The 21797-nt window shown below is 74.3% G+C and carries 17 protein-coding genes; 7 read left to right on the top strand and 10 right to left on the bottom strand.

Going from position 1 to position 21797, the window contains the following annotated elements; all coding sequences use genetic code 11:
• Positions 1–56: 56 nt before the first annotated feature.
• The 6 genes from ACI793_RS16105 to ACI793_RS16080 all read right to left on the bottom strand — a co-directional run bounded on the left by ACI793_RS16105 (position 57) and on the right by ACI793_RS16080 (position 6608).
• The gene (locus ACI793_RS16105; protein WP_456607380.1) at positions 57–1817 is read right to left on the bottom strand and encodes an acetyl/propionyl/methylcrotonyl-CoA carboxylase subunit alpha; all 1761 of its coding nucleotides are present in this window, start codon (positions 1815–1817) and stop codon (positions 57–59) included.
• 100 nt (positions 1818–1917) lie between these two features.
• Positions 1918–2466, bottom strand: coding sequence for a hypothetical protein (locus tag ACI793_RS16100; RefSeq protein WP_456607379.1), 549 nt, complete (start codon positions 2464–2466; stop codon positions 1918–1920).
• Positions 2463–4076: a serine hydrolase gene (locus ACI793_RS16095; protein ID WP_456607378.1), complete on the bottom strand. Its 1614-nt coding sequence runs from the start codon at positions 4074–4076 to the stop codon at positions 2463–2465. Before ACI793_RS16095 ends, ACI793_RS16100 begins: the two co-directional genes overlap by 4 nt.
• Before the next feature lie 68 nt (positions 4077–4144).
• Complete coding sequence (locus ACI793_RS16090; protein ID WP_456607377.1) at positions 4145–4753, bottom strand: Maf family protein; 609 nt, start codon at positions 4751–4753, stop codon at positions 4145–4147.
• Positions 4750–4983, bottom strand: coding sequence for an acyl-CoA carboxylase subunit epsilon (locus tag ACI793_RS16085; protein ID WP_456607376.1), 234 nt, complete (start codon positions 4981–4983; stop codon positions 4750–4752). Before ACI793_RS16085 ends, ACI793_RS16090 begins: the two co-directional genes overlap by 4 nt.
• Positions 4980–6608, bottom strand: a complete 1629-nt coding sequence (locus ACI793_RS16080) for an acyl-CoA carboxylase subunit beta (protein WP_456607375.1) — start codon at positions 6606–6608, stop codon at positions 4980–4982. Before ACI793_RS16080 ends, ACI793_RS16085 begins: the two co-directional genes overlap by 4 nt.
• 97 nt (positions 6609–6705) lie before the next feature.
• Between ACI793_RS16080 and ACI793_RS16075 the strand changes: the two genes are divergently transcribed.
• From ACI793_RS16075 to ACI793_RS16060, 4 genes are all read left to right on the top strand, one after another.
• Positions 6706–7533, top strand: a complete 828-nt coding sequence (locus ACI793_RS16075) for a biotin--[acetyl-CoA-carboxylase] ligase (RefSeq protein WP_456607374.1) — start codon at positions 6706–6708, stop codon at positions 7531–7533.
• Between the two features lie 227 nt (positions 7534–7760).
• Positions 7761–8417 (top strand): PH domain-containing protein, encoded by a 657-nt coding sequence (locus tag ACI793_RS16070; protein WP_456607373.1) that lies wholly within the window; start codon positions 7761–7763, stop codon positions 8415–8417.
• A gap of 79 nt (positions 8418–8496) precedes the next feature.
• Entirely contained in the window at positions 8497–9657 is a 1161-nt protein-coding gene (locus ACI793_RS16065; RefSeq protein WP_456607372.1) for an exonuclease SbcCD subunit D, read from the top strand.
• Entirely contained in the window at positions 9654–12614 is a 2961-nt protein-coding gene (locus ACI793_RS16060) for an AAA family ATPase (protein WP_456607371.1), read from the top strand. The genes ACI793_RS16065 and ACI793_RS16060 overlap by 4 nt, the downstream gene beginning before the upstream one ends.
• 31 nt (positions 12615–12645) lie before the next feature.
• Here the strand turns inward: ACI793_RS16060 and ACI793_RS16055 are convergent, their stop codons facing one another.
• Positions 12646–13212, bottom strand: a complete 567-nt coding sequence (locus tag ACI793_RS16055) for a GtrA family protein (RefSeq protein ID WP_456607370.1) — start codon at positions 13210–13212, stop codon at positions 12646–12648.
• Between the two features lie 56 nt (positions 13213–13268).
• Here ACI793_RS16055 and ACI793_RS16050 point away from each other — a divergent pair, with 56 nt between their 5' ends.
• Genes ACI793_RS16050 through ACI793_RS16040 form a run of 3 tightly spaced genes read left to right on the top strand, consistent with a single transcriptional unit; the run spans position 13269 to position 16183 of the window.
• Positions 13269–14486 carry a 5-(carboxyamino)imidazole ribonucleotide synthase gene (locus ACI793_RS16050; RefSeq protein ID WP_456607369.1) on the top strand — a complete coding sequence of 406 codons (1218 nt, stop codon included), beginning with the start codon at positions 13269–13271 and terminating at the stop codon, positions 14484–14486.
• Positions 14487–14496: 10 nt separating this feature from the next.
• Complete coding sequence (gene purE, locus ACI793_RS16045; protein ID WP_456607368.1) at positions 14497–15003, top strand: 5-(carboxyamino)imidazole ribonucleotide mutase; 507 nt, start codon at positions 14497–14499, stop codon at positions 15001–15003.
• Between the two features lie 22 nt (positions 15004–15025).
• Positions 15026–16183, top strand: coding sequence for an acyl-CoA dehydrogenase family protein (locus ACI793_RS16040; RefSeq protein ID WP_456607367.1), 1158 nt, complete (start codon positions 15026–15028; stop codon positions 16181–16183).
• Positions 16184–16240: 57 nt separating this feature from the next.
• On the opposite strand, the gene ACI793_RS16035 is transcribed toward ACI793_RS16040, so the two are convergent.
• The 3 genes from ACI793_RS16035 to ACI793_RS16025 all read right to left on the bottom strand — a co-directional run bounded on the left by ACI793_RS16035 (position 16241) and on the right by ACI793_RS16025 (position 21646).
• Entirely contained in the window at positions 16241–16702 is a 462-nt protein-coding gene (locus tag ACI793_RS16035; RefSeq protein ID WP_456607366.1) for a MerR family transcriptional regulator, read from the bottom strand.
• Entirely contained in the window at positions 16702–18189 is a 1488-nt protein-coding gene (locus tag ACI793_RS16030; protein WP_456607365.1) for a SulP family inorganic anion transporter, read from the bottom strand. Before ACI793_RS16030 ends, ACI793_RS16035 begins: the two co-directional genes overlap by 1 nt.
• Positions 18190–18487: 298 nt before the next feature.
• Positions 18488–21646: an arabinosyltransferase domain-containing protein gene (locus ACI793_RS16025; RefSeq protein WP_456607364.1), complete on the bottom strand. Its 3159-nt coding sequence runs from the start codon at positions 21644–21646 to the stop codon at positions 18488–18490.
• Positions 21647–21797 lie beyond the last annotated feature (151 nt).

Raw genomic sequence — 21797 nt, 5'->3', positions numbered from 1 at the left:
TGAGACGACGGAGGCCGGACCCGCTCAGCGGGTCCGGCCTCCGGTGCGCTCGGGGACTACTCGGCGTCGGCGATGGTGCAGATGACCGCACCGCTGGTCACCGAGGCGCCCACCTCGGCCGACAGGCCGGTGACGGTGCCGGCCTTGTGCGCGGTGATCGGCTGCTCCATCTTCATCGCCTCGAGGACGACCACCAGGTCGCCGGCCGCGACGGTGGCGCCGTCCTCCACCGCCACCTTGACGATCGTGCCCTGCATGGGCGAGGCGAGGGAGTCGCCGGAGGCGCCCGAACCACCACCGCCGCCGCCGCGCTTGCGCGGCTTGGCGGGGGCGCCGGAGGCCGCGCCGCCGCCACCGGCGGCCAGGCCGGCGGGCAGCGACACCTCGAGCCGGCGGCCGCCGACCTCGACGACGACGGTCTGGCGCGGGGCCTGCTCGTCGGGCTCACCCGGCGCGGCGGCGTAGGGCGGGACCTGGTTGTCCCACTCGGTCTCGATCCAGCGCGTGTGCACGGTGAACGGCTCGCTGGTGAACGCCTCGTCGCGGACCACGGCGCGGTGGAACGGGATGACCGTGGGCATGCCCTCGACGACCAGCTCGTCCAGCGCGCGGCGGGCCCGCTGCAGGGCCTCCTCGCGGGTGGCGCCGGTGACGATCAGCTTGGCGAGCATCGAGTCGAACGCGCCGGCGACCTCGCCGCCGGTCTCGACGCCGGAGTCCCAGCGGACGCCGGGCCCCTGCGGGATCTCCAGCCGCTCCACCGGGCCCGGGGCGGGCATGAAGTTGCGGCCGGCGTCCTCGGCGTTGATCCGGAACTCGATGCTGTGGCCGCGGGGCGTCGGGTCCTCGGTGATCTCCAGCGGCAGGCCCTCGGCGATGCGGAACTGCTGGCGCACCAGGTCCAGGCCACTGGTCTCCTCCGAGACCGGGTGCTCGACCTGCAGGCGGGTGTTGACCTCGAGGAAGGAGATCGAGCCGTCCACACCGACCAGGTACTCGACGGTGCCGGCGCCGTGGTACCCGGCCCCCTTGCAGATGGCCTTGGCCGACTCGTGGATCCGGGCCCGCTGGTCGTCGGTGAGGAACGGCGCCGGGGCCTCCTCGACCAGCTTCTGGTTGCGCCGCTGCAGCGAGCAGTCGCGGGTGCCGACGACGATCACGTTGCCGTGCGTGTCGGCCAGCACCTGGGCCTCGACGTGCCGCGGCTTGTCGAGGAACCGCTCGACGAAGCACTCGCCCCGGCCGAAGGCCGAGACGGCCTCGCGGACGGCGGAGTCGAACAGCTCGGGGATCTCCTCGATGGTGCGGGCGACCTTGAGGCCACGACCACCACCGCCGAACGCGGCCTTGATGGCGACGGGGAGGCCGTGTTCCTTCGCGAACGCGACGACCTCGTCGGCGCCGCCGACCGGGTCCTTGGTGCCGGGCACCAGCGGCGCGCCGGCCTTCATCGCGATGTGACGGGCGGCGACCTTGTCACCGAGATCGATGATCGCCTGCGGCGACGGGCCGATCCAGGTGAGCCCGGCGTCGATCACGGCCTGGGCGAAGTCGGCGTTCTCCGAGAGGAACCCGTAGCCGGGGTGGATCGCGTCGGCGCCGGACTGCTTGGCGGCGTCCAGGATCTTGTCGATCACCAGGTAGGAGTCGCCGGGGGTGGTGCCGCCCAGCGCGAACGCCTCGTCCGCGACGCGCACGTGCAGCGCGTCCCGGTCCGGCTCGGCGTACACGGCCACGCTGGTGAGACCGGCGTCCTTGCACGCTCGCGCCACTCGCACGGCGATCTCACCGCGGTTGGCGATCAGGACCTTCTGCACCGGGGCTCTCCTTCTCAGTCGACCGCACGGAGATTAGCCAGGCTCCCCGAGCTCGGCGCGACAGGGTGGCCCGTCCGGGAGACGCCGGGGAGCGGGCCGGTCAGCCGCCGCAGTCGATCTCGAGCTCCGCCGACCCCGCGGGCTGGCCGTCCTGGCTCATGTCGGCCGACAGCGAGAGGTGGGAGCCCGCGACCTCGTAGCGGCCGGTGGCCAGGTCGGAGGTCGCCGTGAGGCCGTCGTCGTCCAGGGCGATCCGCGCGCCGCCGGGGGTGACGGTGAGGACGATGCGGGCGGTGTCGGCCGAGCCCTCGATGCGGGTGGTCGACCCCTCGGAGGAGCACTGCCCGGTGAAGGGGGCCCGCAGCTCCCCGAGCCCGGAGTAGACCAGCACCGCCGTGCCGCTGGCCGGGCCGGCGGGGAGCGACCCCAGGGCCTCGGCCTCCGCCGTCCCGGCGAGGTCTCCCGGACCCGCCGCGGGAGCGGACGGGGACGTCGGGGCCGGCGGGGTCGACGACGACGGGGAGTTCGACGACGGCGACCCGGCGGCGTCCGCGCCGGCCCCCGCGCCGGTCTCCGCACCGTCGTCCGTGCACCCGGCGGCGCCCAGGAGCAGCAGCGCCGCCGCGACGACCGGGCCCGGGGACCTCACGGAGCGGGCTCCGCGTCCGGCACCGTCAGGCTGCCGCCCTGGAAGTCCATGCGCGTGCCACCGGCGACCGGGTAGGCGTCGCTGACGGGATAGCCGAGCGGCCCGCGTTGGTAGTCCTGGGCCTGGTAGCGGGCGTGCAGCTCGCCGGTCAGCGCGTGCGCGCCCCGGCCCGGCGACCAGAACACCGACCCGCCCTCGAAGTGGGTGACGGCCCCGCCCGGCAGGCCGATCTCGTCGGTGCGGGGGTAGCCGAGCGCGCCGGCCTGCTCCCCGTGGGCCCGGTAGGCCGTGAGTATCGAGCCGACCACCCAGTGCCCCCCGGTTCGGGGTGACCAGTAGATGGAACCGCCCTGGAAGCGGCTGAGAGCTCCGCCGTCGGGGAGCGCGACCTCGTCGCTGGTGGGGTAGCGCAGCCGGCCGTTCTCCGCGCGCTGGGCGCGGTAGGCCTCGAGGATGCCGCCGGTGACCGAGTGCGCGCCCGTCCCGGGTGACCAGTAGATGTAGCCGCCCTGGAAGCGGCTCACTGCACCGCCGCGCAGCCGGATCTCGTTGCTCGTGGGGTAGCCCAGCCGGCCGGTCTCCCAGCGATGGGCGCCGTAGGCCTTGAGGATCTCGCCCCACACCGCACGGGGGCCCGTGGCGGGCGACCAGTAGACGGAGCCGCCCTGGAAGCGGTTCAGGGCGCCGCCGGGCAGCCGGATCTCGTCGCTGGTCGGGGATCCCAGCCGGCCGGACGCACCGCCCATCCAGCGCCACAGGTCGGCGATGCGCCCCTGGACGCGCGAGACCACGCCCTCGGGGAACATCGCACGCACGGCGGCGCTGATCGACCCCTCGATGTGGCCGCCGCCCCGCGTGGAGGGCTCGCGGGTGAGCACGACGACGATGAAGCGGCTGTCCGGGCCGGCGAAGCCGGTGGAGTGGCGGTAGATGCTGCCGTTGACGCAGCACATCCAGCCCTGCTTCTGGGCGATGACCTGCTCGCGGGGGAGGCCGTCGTGCAGCCCGAAGAACTGCCGCCCGCCGTCGCCCTGGGCGGTGGAGCGGCGCATCTGCTGGACGATCCAGTCGCGGGACCGCGGGGACAGGCCCGCCGAGCCGTCCGTCATGCGCCGGTAGAAGACCACCATGTCGTGTGCGGTGATCAGGGTGTTGCCCCAGTAGCGGACGTTCGAGGTCACCCGGGTCTCGGTCAGTCCGTAGCGGGCGATGACGTCGCGGACGATGGCGTTCCCGCCGAACCTGCCCCAGAACCGGTTGGCCGGCGCGTTGTCGGAGTGCCGCAGCATCCGCGCCATGTCGGCGTAGTCCTTGCCGGAGAACCGGATCTGGCCGAGGTCGCGCCGGTGCAGCAGGTGCTCGGCGATGAACACCTTCATCACCGACGCCGACTCGATCCGGGTGTGCGCGGCGCGGCCGTTGTCGCGGTACACGCCCGTGACCCGGTCGAGCATCGCGATCTCGATCGTCGTCCCGCGCGCAGCGGCGGCCTTGCTGCCCGCCGACACCCGGTCCTGCCAGGAATCGGCCCGCGCGATCCCGCCGCCCGGCAGCAGGAGCGCGAGCCCCACGGACGCGGTGACGAGCATGCGCATCCAGCGCTTGGACATGCGGAGACCCCCCGGTTAGGGGAGCCACTGTCGCACAGGAACCGGTCGGTTCCGTGTCGGATGTGACGTCAGCGTCGCCAGAGGTCGGTGATGGCCAGACCGCGCTTGCCGAGCTGCGTCCGCAGCACCGTGAGGGACAGGCCGACGACCGCCGCCGGGTCGCCCTCGACCCGGCGCACGAACGGTGCCCCGAGACCGTCGAGGGTGAACGCGCCGGCCACCGCCAGCGGTTCGCCGGTGGCGAGGTAGGCCTCGATCTCGGGCTGGGTCGGCTCGGCGAAGTACACGACGGTCGAGGCGACGGCGATGTCCCGGCTGGCGATGCCGCCGTCCTTCACGTCGAACAGGGCCTGGCCGGTGTGCAGCACGCCGGAGCGGCCGGCCATCCGGCGCCAGCGGTCGCGGGCGTCGGCGGCGTCGACCGGCTTGCCCATGGGTTTGCCGCCGAACTCGAGTAGCGAATCCGCGCCGATCACCAGCGCGTCGGTCTCCCGCTTGGCCACGGCGGCGGCCTTGGTCGCCGCGAGCAGCGCGACCTGTTCGGCCACCCGCGGAGCGGAGTAGGCCGACTCGTCGACGTCGCTCACCACGACCTCGGGCGCCAGCCCGGCCTGGCGCAGCAGCGAGAGGCGGGCCGGGGACGCCGAGGCGAGCACGAGCCTGCGGTCCACGGTCACGCCGGGCCCCCGGCCGCGCGCCAGCCGCCCGGGCCGGTCCGCAGGGTGGCGCGGTGGCTGCGCCCGTACGACGCCCAGGCGCCCACCGGTGTGGGCCGGCGGCGTTCGCGGCGCTGCGAGAGGGCGGCCACGACGACGGTGAGCGCCGCGAGCTCCTCGGTGGACGGTTCTCCCTTGACGACGCGCAGGAGGGGAGTCGCTGGCGCGGTCTGCTCGGCCCCCTCGCTCACAGCGGGATGTTCCCGTGCTTCTTGGGCGGCAGGTTCTGGCGCTTGTTGGCCAGCACGCGCAGCGCCTTGGTCACCTGCACCCGGGTGTGCGAGGGCGGGATGACCGCGTCCACGTACCCGCGGTCGGCGGCGATGTAGGGGTTGGCGAGGGTGTCCTCGTACTCCGCGATCAGCTCGGCGCGACGGGTGTCGGGGTCCTCGGCCTGGGCGAGCTCCTTGCGGTACAGGATCCCGACCGCACCCTGCGCGCCGACGACGGCGATCTGCGCCGACGGCCAGGCCAGGTTCACGTCGGCCCCCAGGTGCTTGGAGCCCATCACGTCGTAGGCGCCGCCGTAGGCCTTGCGGGTGATGACGGTGACCAGCGGGACGGTGGCCTCGGCGTAGGCGTAGATCAGCTTGGCGCCGCGCCGGATGATGCCCTCCCACTCCTGCGAGGTGCCCGGGAGGAAGCCGGGGACGTCGACGAAGGTCAGCACCGGGATGTTGAAGGCGTCGCAGGTGCGCACGAAGCGGGCGGCCTTCTCGCTGGCGTCGATGTCGAGCGTGCCGGCGAACTGGGTGGGCTGGTTGGCCACGACGCCGACCGGGCGCCCCTCGACCCGGCCGAAGCCGATGAGCAGGTTCGGGGCGAACAGCGGCTGCACCTCGAGGAACTCGCCGTCGTCGAGCACGTGCTCGATGACGGTGTGCATGTCGTAGGGCGTGTTCGCCGAGTCGGGGATGAAGGTGTCGAGCTCGAGGTCCTCGTCGGTCAGCGCGTCCGGCAGGACCGTCTCGACCGGGGGCACGTCCAGTGCGGGCAGCGGGTCGAGGTTGTTGCTCGGCAGGTAGGACAGCAGCGCCTTGACGTAGTCGAGCGCGTCGGCCTCGTCCTCGGCCAGGTAGTGCGCGACACCGGACTTGGTGTTGTGCGTCCGCGCGCCGCCCAGCTCCTCCAGCGAGACGTCCTCGCCGGTCACGGTCTTCACGACGTCGGGGCCGGTGATGAACATCTGGCTGGTCTTGTCGACCATCACGATGAAGTCGGTGAGCGCGGGGGAGTAGACGTGCCCACCGGCGGCCGGGCCCATCACCAGCGAGATCTGCGGGATGACGCCGGAGGCGTGCACGTTGCGCTGGAAGATCTCGCCGTAGAGGCCGAGGGAGACCACGCCCTCCTGGATGCGCGCGCCGCCGCCCTCGTTGATGCCGACGACGGGGCAGCCGTTCTTGATGGCGAAGTCCTGGACCTTGACGATCTTCTCGCCGTAGACCTCACCGAGGCTGCCGCCGAAGACGGTGACGTCCTGGGAGAAGATCGCGACCGGCCGGCCGTCGACGGTGCCGTAGCCGGTGACGACGCCGTCGCCGAAGGGGCGCTTGGCGTCCATGCCGAAGTTGGTGGACCGGTGGCGGGCGAACTCGTCGAACTCGGTGAACGAACCCGGGTCCAGCAGCGCCTCGATGCGCTCGCGGGCGGTCATCTTGCCGGCCGCGTGCTGCTTCTCGACCGCGCGCTCGGACCCGGCGTGCTGCGCCTCCTGGGCGCGCCGCTCGAAGTCGGCCAGCTTGCCGGCGGTGGTGTGGATGTCGATGTCCTCGGGGATCTGCTCCCCGGCGTTCTCGAGTTCAGCCGCGCTCACGTTTCCTCCTCGCTGACGCACGTCGGCCGCAGGGGCGGGACGACGTGCACATCCGGCGACCGCACACGCCCGGCCACGGGTTACGTAGCGTAGGGGAGTGCCCGACGACTCCTCACCCCGATGGTCGGATCTCGGCCGTCCGCCGCTCGACGGCGCCGCGCTGCAGGCCGCGCTCGTCCGCGACAGCGCGCTCTGGCGGACGCTCGAGGTGGTCCCGGAAGCCGGCTCGACCAACGCCGACCTGATCGCGGCCGCCGGGCGCGACGCCCCCGAGGGTGCGGTGCTCGTCGCGGAGCACCAGGTCGCCGGGCGCGGTCGTCTGGACCGCGTCTGGACCTCCCCGCCCCGGGCCGGCCTCACCGTCTCGGTGCTCCTGCGCCCCGACGTCCCCGCCGCGCGGCGCGGCTGGCTGCCGCTGCTGACCGGCGTGGCGCTGGCCGAGGCGGTGGGGGAGTCGACCGGTGTGCTCGCCTCGGTGAAGTGGCCCAACGACCTGCTGGCCCGCGACGGTCGCAAGCTGGCCGGCATCCTGGCGGAGAGCTCGGGCAAGGCCGTCGTCGTCGGGACCGGCCTGAACGTCTCCACCACCGCGGCCGAGCTGCCGGACACCGGGACGTCGCTGGCCGAGGTCACCGGCGGCACGGTCGACCGCGGACCGGTGCTGCTGGCGTTCCTGCGCGCGCTGGAGCGGCGCTACCTGCGCTGGGTCGAGCACCTCGGCGACCCGGTGGCCTCCGGGCTGGCGACGGACTACCTGCGCTGGTCGTCGACGGTCGGTTCGGCGGTCCGGGTGCAGATGCCCGACGGGTCGGTCCTGGACGGCGTCGCGGAGGCGGTCGACTGGGACGGGCGGCTGGTGGTGCGCACCCCGGCCGGCACCGTGGAGCTGGCCAGCGGCGACGTGCAGCACGTCCGGACGCGATGACGACGTCGGCCTCCGGCCGACACCGCGGTGACATCGCGGTCCTCCGGACCGCACCGCGGCCAGGAGCCGTGACACCGCGATCCTCCGGATCGCACCGCGGCCAAGAGCCGTCCACCGGTGGGGCGGAGCGTGTCCCCTCACCCCTGCGGGACCCCTCCGGGCCTCACTCGGCGCGACACCGCGATCGGTAGCGCCGCTTCCGTGGGTGGCTCCGTCATCCTGGGTCGATGCCCTACCCGGACAAGCTGCTCACCGAGGACGAAGAGGTCGTCCGGCACCTGCACCCGCACTGGGTGACCGTGTTCTGGCCGGTCGTGCGCTTCCTGCTCATCGTGGGCGCCACGTCCTTCGGGGCGGCGATGATCCCCGACGGGCGGCAGCAGGGCATCTACCGCCTCATGCTCCTCGCGGTCGCCGTCCTCCTGCTGCTGGTCACCGTCGTCGTGCCGCTGGCGCGCTGGCGGACGACGCACTACGTCGTCACCACGCACCGGCTGCTGTTCCGCGAGGGCATCCTCGCCCGCCGCGGCCGCGACCTGGGCCTGGGCCGGATCACCGACGTCTCGTACACGCAGACGCTGTGGGAGCGGCTGATCAGCTCCGGCACGGTGACCATCGAGACGGCCGGCGACGGCGGCGCGACGGTGCTGCACCGGATCCCGGACAGCGACGGCGTCCAGCAGCTGCTCAACCACATGATCGAGGAGGACGCCGACCGCCGGGCGCAGGAGAGCGCGGGCTACATCCGCGACTCCGGCTACGTCCGCGACTCCAGCGACATCCGGGACCTGGGCTACATCCGGGACACCGGCGAGGACGACTGGGACGGCGACTGGCACGGCGCGCACGACGGCCACGGCGGCCGGCCGACCACGGTGCTCTGACCCGGGCGCAGCGCGTTGTGACGGTTCCGTCACGGCGCGCCTGGGCGGTTCTGTCGTACCCCCCGCTTACGTTCCGGCCATGCGGCTGCTGCACACCTCCGACTGGCACATCGGCCGGACGTTGCACGGCACCGACCTGCTCGCCGAGCAGGACGCCGTGCTCGGCGGGCTGGCCGCGGTGGTCACCGCCGAGGCGGTCGACCTGGTGGTCGTGGCCGGCGACATCTACGACCGGGCGGTCCCCTCCGCCGACGCGACCGCGGTGCTCGACCGGGTGGTCGCCCGGCTGCTCGCGGCCGGTGCGCAGGTGGTCCTCACCCCCGGCAACCACGACTCGGCCCGTCGGCTGGGCACCTTCTCCGGGCTGCTCTCCGCGGCCGGGCTCCACGTCCGCGCCGCGACGCCGGCCCTCGACGAGCCGGTGCTGCTGGCCGACGAGCACGGCGAGGTCGCCGTCTACGGCATCCCCTACCTGGAGCCGGAGGTGGCCCGCCACGAACTGGGCCTCGCCGGCCGGGGCGAGCCGGCGGTCCGCGGCGACGAGGGCGTGCTGACCGCGGCGATGGACCGCATCCGCGCCGACCTGTTCCTCCGTCCCGGCGTCCGGTCGGTGGTGCTCGCGCATGCGTTCGTGGGCGGGGGAGTCCCGACCGAGAGCGAGCGCGACATCTGCGTCGGCGGCGTGGACCTGGTGCCCGCCGGCGTGTTCGACGGCGTGGACTACGTGGCCCTGGGGCACCTGCACCGGCCGCAGACCCTCAGCCCACGGCTGCGCTACAGCGGCTCCCCGCTGGCGTACTCCTTCGGCGAGGCCGGGCAGCAGAAGCAGGCCTGGCTGGTCGAGCTCGGCGCCACGGGCCTCGGGGAGATCACCGCGGTGCCGTTGCCGGCGCCCCGCCGGCTCAGCGTGCTCACCGGCTCGCTCGCCGACCTGCTGGCCGCGCCGGAGCACGCCGCGGCGGAGGAGCACTTCGTCTCCGCGCGCCTCACCGACCCGGTCCGGCCGACCGATCCGATGCGGCAGCTGCGCGAGCGCTTCCCGTACTGCGTGCACCTGGAGTGGACCGGTGCGGGGGTGTCGGCCGACGGCCTCAGCTACCAGGACCGACTGCGCGGGCGCAGCGACCTGGAGGTGGCCGAGCAGTTCGTCGACCACGTCCGCGGCGCCGGTGCCACCGACGCCGAGCGGGAGCTCCTCGCCCGCGCCCTGACCGCCGCGGCCGGCGAGGACGCCGCGTGAGGGTCCACCAGCTCGCCCTGACCGCTTTCGGCCCCTTCGCCACCCGCGTCGACGTCGACCTGGACGACGTCGGCCGCGACGGCCTGTTCCTCCTCTGGGGGCCGACCGGCGCGGGGAAGACCACGCTGCTCGACGCCGTGGTCTTCGCCCTCTACGGCACCGTGCCGGGTGCCCGCGGCGAGGAGAAGCGGCTGCGCAGCGACCACGCCGCGGACGACGTGCGCACCGAGGTCGAGCTCGAGCTGACCCTCGGTGGCGAGCGGCTGCGGGTGACCCGCCGCCCCGAGCAGCAGCGCCCCAAACGCCGCGGCGAGGGGTGGACGACCGAGCAGGCCCGCCTCACCCTGCAACGCTGGTCCGGCGATGCGTGGGAACCGGTCAGCACGCGCATCGACGAGGGGTCGGAGTACCTCCGGGCGCGGCTGGGCCTCTCGGCCGAGCAGTTCTGCCAGGTGGTCCTCCTCCCGCAGGGCGACTTCGCCCGGTTCCTGCGCGCCGAGCCCGAGGACCGGGGGCGGTTGCTCCGCACGCTGTTCGACGTCGGCCGCTTCGCCCGCGTCGAGGACTGGCTCGCGGCGGAGCGGACCGCGGCCCGCGAGGAGCTGGACCGGATCCGCGCGCGCACGGGCACGCTGGTCTCGCTCGTGGCCCAGGCCGCCGACGTCACCGTCCCCGAGGAGTTCGCCCCCGAGCTGGTGGGCGCCGCCCCGGGATCGCCGGTCACCTCCTGGGTGCGCCGCATCCGGGCGCAGGCCGCGGACGCGGCGGCGCTGGCCGAGACCGCCGCCGAGGCAGCGGGCGAACGGGCGCGTGCGCAGGAGGCGGCGCTCACCGAGGCGCGGGCGCAGGAGGAGTGCCACGCCCGCCGGGACCGCGCCCGAGCAGAGCTCGCCCGGCTCGATGCGGCGGCGCCCGAGCTCGAGCCGCTGCGCGCCCAGGTGGACGCCGCCCGCCGCGCCGAGCCGGTCCGCGACGTCCTCGAGGCCGCGGGCCGCGCCGGACTCGAGGCCGAGCGGGCCACGGCCGCGCTCGCCGCCGCCCGTGACGCCTGGGCGGAGGTCGGCGCCGGCCGGGAGCCGGACGCGCTGCTGGCCCGGGCGCTCCGCGACGAGGCAGCCGCCCTGCGGGCGCTGCTGCCGGAGGTGGCGCGCGCCGCCCGGCTGGACGGCGAGCTGGCGGCGGCCCGGCGTTCGGTGGCGGAGCTCGCTGCCCGGTGCGCCGCCGCCGAACGGGCGATGGCCGGGTGGCCGGCACGCATCGTGCAGCAGGAGGAGGCGGTGGACGCCGCCGCGTCGGCCGCCGCCCGGCTGCCCGGCCTGGCCGCCGCCGTGGAGCACCGGCGGACGGCGCTCGCGGCGGCCCGCCGCGCGGTCGCGCTGGAGACGGCGCTGACCGGAGAGCGCGCGGCGGCCGACGCCGCGCGCGCGGCCTGGCTGGACGCCCGCGAGCGCTGGAACGACCTGCGCACGCAGCGGCTCGACGGCATGGCCGCGGAACTCGCCGCCGCGCTCTCCCCGGGGTCCGCCTGCGGGGTGTGCGGATCCCTCGACCACCCCGCGCCCGCCCAGCCCGGAGGGCCGCTCGTCACCCGCGCCGAGGAGGACGCCGCCCGCCTCGCGGCCGAGCAGGCCGAGACGCGCTGGACCGATGCCCGCGAGGCCTGCACGGCCACCGAGCGCGAGCTGGCCGCCACCAGGGCGCAGGCCGGCACCGAGCCGCTGCCGGACCAGGAGACCGGCCTCGCCGGGCTGGTCGCGGAACAGGAGGCGGCGCAGGCCCTGGCCGCCGGGCTGGAGACCGCCCGCGGGGCCCTCGACCGGTCGCGCGCGCAGCGGGAGGCGGAGGCCGCCGCGCTCGCGGCCGACCGGGAGGAGGCCGGCCGTCAGGAGGCCGCCGTCGCCGCACTGGACACGGCGCTGGCCGAGGTGACCGGGCAGCTGTCGGCGGCCCGCGGCGAGGACGCCGACCTGCCCGCGCGCATCGCCCGGCTCACCGCCGAGGCCGAACGCTGCGAGGCGCAGGTGGAGGCCGCCGCCGCCGAGGCACGGGCCCGGCTGGCGGAGCACGCGGCGCTGGCGGTCGCGCTCGCCCGCGTGGAGGCGGCCGGGTTCGCCGATCCCGGCGCGGCCGCGCAGGCCCTGCTCCCGCCGGGCCGCGCCGCCGAGCTGAGCCGGCAGGTCGAGGAGCACGACCGGGCACGCGCCGTCGTCGCCGGCGTCCTGGCCGAGCCGCAGCTGGCCGATCTCGGCGACCGTCCCGACATCGAGGGCCTGGCCGCTGCCTGCCGGTCGGCGACGGCCGACCGGGAGTCCGCCGTGGCCGTGCAGCAGCACGCGAACCGCCGGGTCACCCGGCTCGACGAGCTCGCCGGTGAGCTCACCGCGGTCGCGGTCGAGCTCGACGAGCAGCGCGCCCTGACCGAGCGGGTCACGGCGCTCGCCGACCTCGCCACCGGCCGCGGCGCCAACCGGCTGAAGATGCGCCTGCAGTCCTTCGTGCTGGCCGCGCGCCTCGAGCAGGTCTCCGAGGTCGCCAGCCGCCGGCTCCAGGACATGTCCGGCGGCCGCTACACGTTCCTGCACAGCGACGCCCAGGGCCGCCACGGCGCCCGCGGCGGCCTCGGACTGGAGGTGCTCGACGAGTACACCGGCACCCGGCGGCCCACCAAGACGCTGTCCGGCGGGGAGAGCTTCATGGCGTCGCTCGCGCTCGCGCTCGGTCTCGCCGACGTGGTCACCGCGGAGAGCGGCGGCGTGCAGATCGACAGCCTCTTCGTCGACGAGGGGTTCGGGACGCTCGACCCGCAGGCGCTCGACGCGGTGATGAACGTGCTCGACGAGCTGCGCCGGGGCGGGCGGACCGTCGGCGTCATCAGCCACGTGGAGGAGCTGCGGACGCGCATCACCAGCCGCCTGGAGGTCGTCCCCGGCCGGAACGGCTCCCGGCTCGCGGGCTGAGCGGGGTGTCCGGGCTCGGGGGCGACGGAGGTCAGACGGACCCGCGGGTCACCGCCGGGACCGCGCCGCCGCCGTCGGCCGATGCCGGAGGCGGCGGGTCGCCGGCGAGCGAGGTGTCCGGCCGCGGGTCCGTGACCGCGACGGCGGCCGGAGGGATGACCGCGGGGAAGACCCAGCGCCGGTAGGCCAGGTAGCGCAGCACGCTGTTGAGCCCGATCGAGGCGATGTTGGCCGCCTGGATGATCAGCAGGCTCTCCTGGTCCAGCGGGTACCGCACGAACCAGATGATGGCCGCGCCCAGCACCAGGGTGCCCGCGTTGATGAGCGCGAACAGGGCGAACGAGCGGCGGATGGTGGTCTTGTCCCGGTGCGCGAAGGCCCAGTTCCGGTGCCCCAGGAACGCCACGCACATCGAGACCAGCGTGGCCAGCGTCTTGGACGTGACGGCGCCGACGTCGAGGTGTCCGTACAGCAGCTGGAACAGGCCGATGTCCACCACGAAGGCGATTCCGCCGACGATCCCGAAGGCGCTGAGCTCCTTGAGCCGACGGCGCGCCCGTTTCCCGATCAGGGCGGATCGACCGCGGGGGGAAGGCACCCGGCCGATTCTAGGCATCAGGGTCCCGGTTCGCGGCCCGCTAGGCTCGTCGCGCCATGTCAGGTCCTTCGCCCCTCTCCGCCGTCACGGGTCTGCCCGTCGTGGCGATGGTCGGCGGCGGGCAGCTCGCCCGCATGACGCACCAGGCCGCGATCGCCCTGGGCCAGTCGCTGCGGGTGCTCTCCGCCGGGCCCGAGGAGTCCGCCGCGCTGGTGACGGCGGACGTGCGGATCGGTGACCACCGCGACCTGGATGCCCTGCGGGAACTCGTCGACGGCGCCACCGTGCTCACCTTCGACCACGAGCACGTGCCCACCGAGCACCTGCGGGCCCTGGAGCTGGCCGGCCACCGCGTGGCCCCGGGCCCGGCGGCCCTCGTGCACGCCCAGGACAAGCTGGTGCTGCGTGCGGCGCTGGCCGACGCGGGTGAGCCCCAGCCGCCGTGGGCCCGGGTCACCGGCGCCGACGACGTGGCCGCCTTCGCCGCCCGGCACGGCTGGCCGGTGATCCTCAAGACCCCGCGCGGGGGCTACGACGGCAAGGGCGTCTTCGTGGTGGAGGACGCCGCGGCGGCCGCCGAGCTGGTCGAGCGGCACGGGCCGCTGCTGGCCGAGCAGAAGGTGCCGATGCGCCGCGAGCTCTCCGCACAGGTGGCCCGCTCGCCGTTCGGCCAGGTCGCGGTCTGGCCGGTGGTCGAGACGGTGCAGCGTGACGGCGTCTGCGCCGAGGTGCTGGCCCCCGCGCCCGGACTGTCCGAGGAGCTGGCGACGGCGGCCCAGGAACTGGCCGTGCGCATCGCCGACCGCCTCGGCGTGGTCGGGATGCTAGCCGTCGAGCTGTTCGAGACCGCGGACGGCGTGCTGGTCAACGAGTTGGCCATGCGGCCGCACAACTCCGGTCACTGGACCATCGAGGGTGCGCGCACCAGCCAGTTCGAGCAGCACCTGCGCGCCGTCCTCGACTACCCGCTGGGATCCACGGCCATGACCGCCCCCGTCGCGGTGATGGCCAACGTGCTGGGTGGCGCGGCGTCGTCGCCGGACTGGACCGGTCCCGGCCTGGACGAGCGCATCCACCACCTGATGGCGCACTGGCCCGACGTGAAACTGCACTGGTACGGCAAGACGCAGCGGCCCGGCCGCAAGCTCGGCCACCTCACCGCCCTCGGCGACGACGTCACCGAGGTCCGTGCCCGCGCGGTGGCGGCCGCCCGGTACCTCGCCGACGGCGTCGTCGACCCGGCTTTCGCCTTCGCGCACGACCCCGAGCACTGAGGAGCAGGGCATGAGCGACCCGGTCGTCGGCATCGTGATGGGCAGCGACTCGGACTGGCCGGTGATGGAACCCGCCGCCCGGGCGCTGGAGGAGTTCGGCGTCCCCTACGAGGCGCACGTCCTCTCCGCGCACCGGACGCCGCGCCGGATGCTGGACTACGCGGAGGCCGCGGCCGGCCGGGGCCTCCGGGTCGTCATCGCCGGCGCCGGGGGAGCGGCCCACCTGCCCGGCATGGTCGCCGCCGCGACACCGCTGCCCGTCATCGGCGTCCCCCGGCCGCTGGACCGGCTCGACGGGCTGGACAGCCTGCTGTCGATCGTGCAGATGCCGGCGGGGGTGCCCGTGGCGACGGTGAGCATCGGCGGCGGGCGCAACGCGGGCCTGCTCGCCGTCCGCATCCTCGCCGCCGGCGACGCGGAGCTGCTGGCCGCGGTGTCCCGCTTCCAGGCCGATCTGGCCGAGTCCGTCGTCGCCCGGGACCTCACCCTCCAGGAGCGGCTCGCTTCCGAGCGATAGTCGGGCGTCCTACGATCTACTCGTGGGTAACAACGCCGCCGGGCTCTACGCGCTGACCGAGGAACACGACGCGATCCGCGAGGCGGTGCGCGACATCGCCGAGCGCGAGATCGCGCCCTTCGCCGCCGAGGTGGACGCCGACGCGCGCTTCCCGGCCGAGGCGCAGAAGGCGCTCACCGCGGCCGGCTTCCACGCCACGCACGTCCCCGAGGAGTACGGCGGCGAGGGTGCCGACGCGATCGCGACCTGCATCGTGATCGAGGAGGTGGCGCGGGTGGACGTCAGCGCCTCGCTCATCCCGGCGGTGAACAAGCTCGGCTCGATGCCGATCATCCTGTCCGCGTCGGACGAGGTGAAGCGGAAGGTCCTGCCGTCGGTCGCCTCCGGCGAGGCGATGATCAGCTACGGCCTCTCCGAGCGCGAGGCCGGCTCGGACGCGGCCGCCATGAAGACCCGGGCGCGGCTCGAGGGCGACACCTGGGTGCTGAACGGCACCAAGGCCTGGATCACCAACGCCGGCATCTCCGAGTGGTACACGGTCATGGCGGTCACCGACCCGGAGAAGGGTGCCAACGGCATCTCCGCCTTCGCCGTCCACCGCGACGACCCCGGCTTCGCCGTCGGCCCCAAGGAACGCAAGATGGGGATCAAGGGCTCGCCCACCTGCGAGCTCTACTTCACCGACTGCACCATCCCGGCCGACCGGATCATCGGCGCGCCCGGCACGGGCTTCAAGACCGCGCTGCGGACGCTGGACTTCACCCGCCCGACGATCGGCGCGCAGGCCGTGGGCGTCGCGCAGGGCGCGCTCGACGCGGCGGTGGCCTACGTCAAGGAGCGCAGGCAGTTCGGCACCAGCATCGGCAGCTTCCAGGGCGTGCAGTTCATGCTCGCCGACATGGAGATGAAGATCGAGGCCGCCCGGCACCTCGTCTACGTCGCGGCCGCCGCCGGCGAGGCGGGCCGGCCCGACGTCACCCGCGTCTCGGCCTCGGCCAAGGCGTTCGCCTCCGACGTCGCCATGCAGGTGACCACCGACGCCGTCCAGCTGTTCGGCGGGGCCGGCTACACCCAGGACTTCCCGGTCGAGCGCATGATGCGCGACGCCAAGATCACCCAGATCTACGAGGGCACGAACCAGGTGCAGCGCATGGTGATCGCACGCAGCCTCCTGCGGTAGGCCGTCGGGCCCGCGCCTCGGCGCACCGGCAGCGCAGCGTCCCCGGGCAGGCCTCGCTCAGCCCTGGTTGCGCAGGTGCCCGGCCAGCGTCTCGGCGAATCCCTCCGCCACGGCGAGCTGCTCCTTCAGTGCGGTGACCCGGGCGGTGGCCGCCTCGTGGAACATCCGGAGCCTGTCGAGGAGCTGCCCCCGGTCGCCCTCGCCGGAGTCGAGGTCGGCCAGCAGGCTCAGCAGCTCCTGCATCTCCTCGAGCGTGAAGCCGAGCGGCTTCATGCGCTTGATGACCTCGAGGCGGGAGACGTCGTTCTCGCTGTACAGCCGGAAGCCACCCTCGGACCGGGCGGTCGGGATCACCAGGCCGTTCTCCTCGTAGAAGCGGATGGTCCGCAGGCTCAGACCGGTGCGTTCGGCGACCTGGCCGATCTGCATCAGCTCGCCGCGAGGGCTGCCGGTCACCCGCTCGTCGGCCCTGCCGCGGCGGCTGTCGGCACGGCCGTCGCCGAGCGCCGGTGCGGCCATCAGTGCCCACCCGCCAGCTGACCGGTGTGCCGGTCGAACCGGTCCGCCGAGTGACCCTGCAGCCCCACGATCTCGACGTCCTTGCCGCGGGTCGCGTACTTGTGCGTGATCGCGTCGAGCGCGGCGACGGTGGACGCATCCCAGACGTGCGCCCGCGACAGGTCGATGACGACGTTCTGCGGGTCCTCGGCGTACTCGAACTGCGTGTACAGGTCGTTGCTGGAGGCGAAGAACAGCGCGCCGTCCACTGCATAGCGCGCCGTGTCGCCCTCCACCACCCGCTCCACGTCGACGAGGTGGGCGATGCGCTGGGCGAACAGCACGCAGGCCACGAGCACGCCGACGCCGACGCCGATGGCCAGGTTGTGGGTGAGCAGCGTGACGGCGACGGTCGAGAGCATCACGGTCGTCTCGCTCTTGGGCATGCGGTGGATGGTCCGCAGGCTGTGCCAGTCGAAGGTCGCGATGGACACGAAGATCATCACCGCCACCAGGGCTGCCATCGGGATGATCGCGACGATGTCGCCCAGCGCGACGACGAGGACGAGCAGGAACGCGCCGGCGAGGAAGGTCGACAGCCGGGTGCGGGCGCCCGACGCCTTCACGTTGATCATCGTCTGACCGATCATCGCGCAGCCGCCCATGCCGCCGAAGAAGCCCGACGCCATGTTGGCCACGCCCTGGCCCCAGGACTCGCGGGTCTTGTCCGAGTGGGTGTCGGTGATGTCGTCGACGAGCTTGGCCGTCATCAGCGACTCCATCAGCCCGACGAAGGCCACGCCCAGCGCGAAGGGCGCGATGATGCTCAGCGTCTCGACGGTGAAGGGGACGTCGGGCAGGAGGAAGAACGGCAGGCTGTCCGGCAGCTCGCCCTCGCCGCCGACGTCGGGGATGTCCCAGCCGACGGTCACCACGAGGGTCGTGAGCACGATGATCGCGACCAGCGGCGCGGGGACGGCCGAGGTGAGCCGGGGCAGCAGGAAGATGATCGCCAGGCCGGCCGCGACCAGCGGGTAGACCAGCCACGGGACGTCGGTCAGCTGCGGTAGCTGCGCGGTGAAGATCAGGATCGCCAGCGCGTTGACGAAGCCGACCATCACGCTGCGCGGGATGAAGCGCATGAGCCGGGCCACGCCGGCAGCGGCCAGCAGGATCTGGAAGACGCCGCCGAGGATCACCGCGGCGAACAGGTACTGGACGCCGTACTCCAGTGCCAGCGGGGCGACCACGAGGGCGATCGCGCCGGTGGCGGCGGTGATCATGGCCGGGCGGCCGCCGGTGAACGAGATGACCACGGCCATGACGAACGAGGAGAACAAGCCGACCTGCGGGTCGACCCCGGCGAGGATGGAGAAGCTGATCGCCTCGGGGATCAGCGCGAGGGCGACCACGAGGCCGGCGAGGACCTCGGTGCGGGCGACCGACGGGGACAGCCAGGACGGTCGGTGCACGCGCGGCCGGGGGGTGGTGCTCTGGAGTGAAGACATGGATCCGTCTCGTTCGATGCGCCGTCGCGGCGCGGGCGGGAGTCGCCGGGGCGATGCGGTGAAGGGCGGGTGCGACGCCGCACCCGGGAGCGCGTCCGCCCCGGGGTCGCGATGCAGGGCGTCGGGATCGCCGACTCGGCAGCATCGGTGCGCTCGGGCGGTGGCGCTGGTGTCAGGGACAGTCTGCCCGAACTCGTCCCTCACGTGAGGGTTGAGGTGATGAGTCGTTGGTCACGACCGGCCACGAGCCGCGACCGGGCCCGGGCGAGGGCAGGCTGCGAGGGCGACGAGCAGGTGGTCAGTCGGGCTGGTCGCCCTCGGGGACCGGGCCGTCGCCCGCGCCGGGCCACCAGCCCCAGCCGGGGATGACGCGCTCGTCCTCGACCAGCCGGTAGGCGTCGGCGGGCAGCTCCCGGTCGTACCGGACGAGCCGGCCCCACTCGGTGTACTCCGGGCCGACGCCGGGGGAGAAGCCGGGGTAGGTGGTCGTGTCGGCGACCTCCCTCAGGGTCGAGTAGCTGCCGCCGCGCTCGTCGATCACCAGCAGCTCCGGCGCGTCGGCGTACTTCTCGCTGAGCATGATCCACTCGACCGGAGGGACGAGACCGTCGGCGATGCGCGGCGGTTCGACGCAGGGCAGGGTGAACCCCACCGGCCAGTCGAGCACGACGTCGTCGCCCTCGAACAGCTCGCGGAGGATCCGGCCGTCGACCCGGTAGGGGTCGGTGACGCCGAGCCAGCCGCTCCCGGTGAAGTTGCGGTCGATCGCCTCGACGCGGACCAGCGTCGCCCCGGCGGGGAGGTGGGTGGTGGAGCCGAGCCGCTCCTGCTCCCAGGAGCCGTCGGGCTCGTCCTCCTCGCGGAACTCCACCGGGACCTCCTGCAGCACGGTGGGCTCCTCGCCGGCGCCCTCCGTCCCGTACTGCACGGTCACCTCCGTGCCGGAGTCGAGGTTCCCGGTCACCGAGACGGCGAGGACGTCGCGCTCGGTCAGGTCGCCGATCTCCAGCCAGGGCGTGGTGATCGTCGTGGCCCCGACCGGGGGCTCCTCTGTCCAGGTCGACCACCGGCGCACGTCGTCGGGGGCCAGGGCGCCCACCGCGCTCCCTACGCCGGGGAAGGCGTCGTCCGTGGCCCCCTCACGCCCGTCGTCCGCACCGGGCGCCGCACGCAGGACCGCGGGGTCGGTCAGCGCGACGGCGTGGTCGGCGAAGCCGCAGTCGTCCTCCCCGGTGAGCACGTCGACCGCGCTCGCGGCCAGGGCGAAGGAGTCCCGGTACCGCCAGGTGGCCAAGCCTGCGCTCGCCGTCTGGATGAGCACGGACATCACCAGCGCCGCGACCAGTGTGCCGACGGCCGCCTCCGGCCACGGCTGGTGCGTCGACCCGGCGCGGCGGCGCACCCACCAGGCCGCGGCCGCCACCAGCAGTCCGGCGGCCAGCCAGAGGAAGGGGTTCCCCAGGGCGTTGGGCAGCACCGGGGTGACCCCGTAGGCGGAGCTCTCGACCTGCTGGTTGCCGGCGTGGAAGGCCAGCGCCGCGGTGAAGGCCACCGCGCCGAGGATCCCGGCGGAGGCCCACCTGTCCGGGCGGCGTCGTACGAGCAGTGCCACGGCGACGGTCAGCGCCAGCGCGCCCGGCGCGGCGAGTGCGCCGAAGTGGTGGGTCCACTTCGTGGGGGAGGGCACCAGGGCGACGACGGTGATCAGGAAACCGAGGGCGGGCACCAGCCAGCTGACGCGGCCGCCCCGGGCGCGGGTCATGCGCAGCAGGCTGATGGAGACGGCGATGACCACCACGACGGTGAGGATCACGACCAGCTGCTTGGCGAAGGTCCGCATGTTCTCGTCCGGACCCAGGGTCAGGTACCAGTACCGCATGATCTCCATGTCCCAGGACTCGGCCGGGCCGACCTCCTGGTGCACCCGCAGGGCGGTCACCGCGGTGGCCAGGGTCGCGTCGGAGAACACCACGGTCGCGGGCACGCTGGCGCACGCCACCACCAGGGCGAGCGACGCCCACGCGCCCAGCGCCGACCGGCGCAGCGTCGGCCACAGCCGCGGCAGCAGGATGAGCAGCGTGGCCACGCAGGCGAGACCGGACGCGGTGACCGTGACCGCCGTACCGGCGATCGCGGCGGCCAGGCCGATCAGCCATGCCCGCTGCAGGCGGATGGCCTGCAGGGCCAGCGTGACGGTGAGCGTCCAGGCCAGGGTGACCAGGAACTCCGGCCGGACGCCGATGTTCCACGGCAGCCACCAGGCCAGCAGCGCGACCCCGGCCACGAGCCGCAGTGCCGGGTGGGGACGCTCCACCAGCAGGGGGAGGAGCTGGCGGGTGAGCAGCCACCACACGAGCAGGCCCGCGGCCAGGGAGGGCAGCCGCAGCACGACCGGCTGGGTGGACAGCTCGGTCAGCGGTGCGAGCAGGGTCTGGAGCAGGACGAAGGGCACCTCCGGCACGTTGAAGAACCGGAACTGGTTGCCGACGAATCCGGCGTTGTCGAGCGTGCGCGCCTCGAGGCTGTAGTAGTAGTCGTCGGTGTTGAGGAACCCGATCACGGTCCACGCCACCAGGGTGACGACCACCCCGACGTCGGCGAGGAGGCCCATCGCGCGCCCCCACGGCACCCGCTCGTACGCCAGGTCGGCCCGCGCCGGCCCCGGGCCGGCGGCCCCGTCCGTCCGGTCGCGGCGACGCCCGGCCGGTGGGCCGGCGCGCCACAGCAGCCACAGGCAGGCGAGCACCGCGAGCACGTGCAGCGCGATGAGGACGAGCTTGGCGGCCGTCGGCGAGGTCTGGAAGCGGGCGTCGGGGTGGGCGACGACGGTGGGGGACGGCCCGGTGCCCGCCGTGACGTCGGTGGTGAACGCGGTGATCTCGGGGACCTTGGCGCCGGGGTCGTCCGCCAGGACCTGTGCCTCCCGGCCCGGGGCCTCGAGCGAGGCCCGCGTGCCCTCCTGGTCGGCCCGCACGACGAGCTCGCAGTCGTCCTGCGCGGGTACGGGGCCCTCCCAGAGCAGCGCGCCCGAGGAGACGATGCGGACCGTGTCGCCGTCGACGCCGATCGACAGCGACCGTTCGTTGCCTCGCGTCGAGCTCGGCAGCGCGGTCGCGACGAGGACGGCGGCGTCGTCGCCGTCCTGCTGCCCGGCCGCGAGCGCGCGGACGGTGGCGCAGGGGGCCGTGACCGTGACGTCGATCGGGCGGTACGGCATGAACAGCGCCGTCGTGGGCTGCGGATCGGCCGGGTCCAGCGGCCACTGGACCTCGGGGGTGTCGACCGAGACCGGTGCCAGCGGCAGGGCGACGGCGAGCGCGACGGCGAGCACCGCGAGCAGCCACGCGGCCCGGCGCCGGGGCCGCGTCCAGCCGGAGGAGGAGGCGGTGCCGGCCGGAGCGGCGGTCGCGCCGGCGGTGACGTCGTCCGCGGGCTCTGCGGGCCGGGGTCCGGTCACCGGCGGGCCCGGCCCTGCGGAGCGGTCGTCATCAGGCGGGAGCCTACTTTCCGGGCGGGGGGGGGGGGGGGGGGGGGGGGGGGGGGGGGGGGGGGGGGGGGGGGGGGGGGGGGGGGGGGGGGGGGGGGGGGGGGGGGGGGGGGGGGGGGGG

It is taken from the genome of Blastococcus sp. SYSU DS0617 (genome assembly GCF_054051075.1).
Note: the sequence above shows the minus strand (reverse complement) of the source record. Positions and strands in the feature narration are given on the sequence as shown.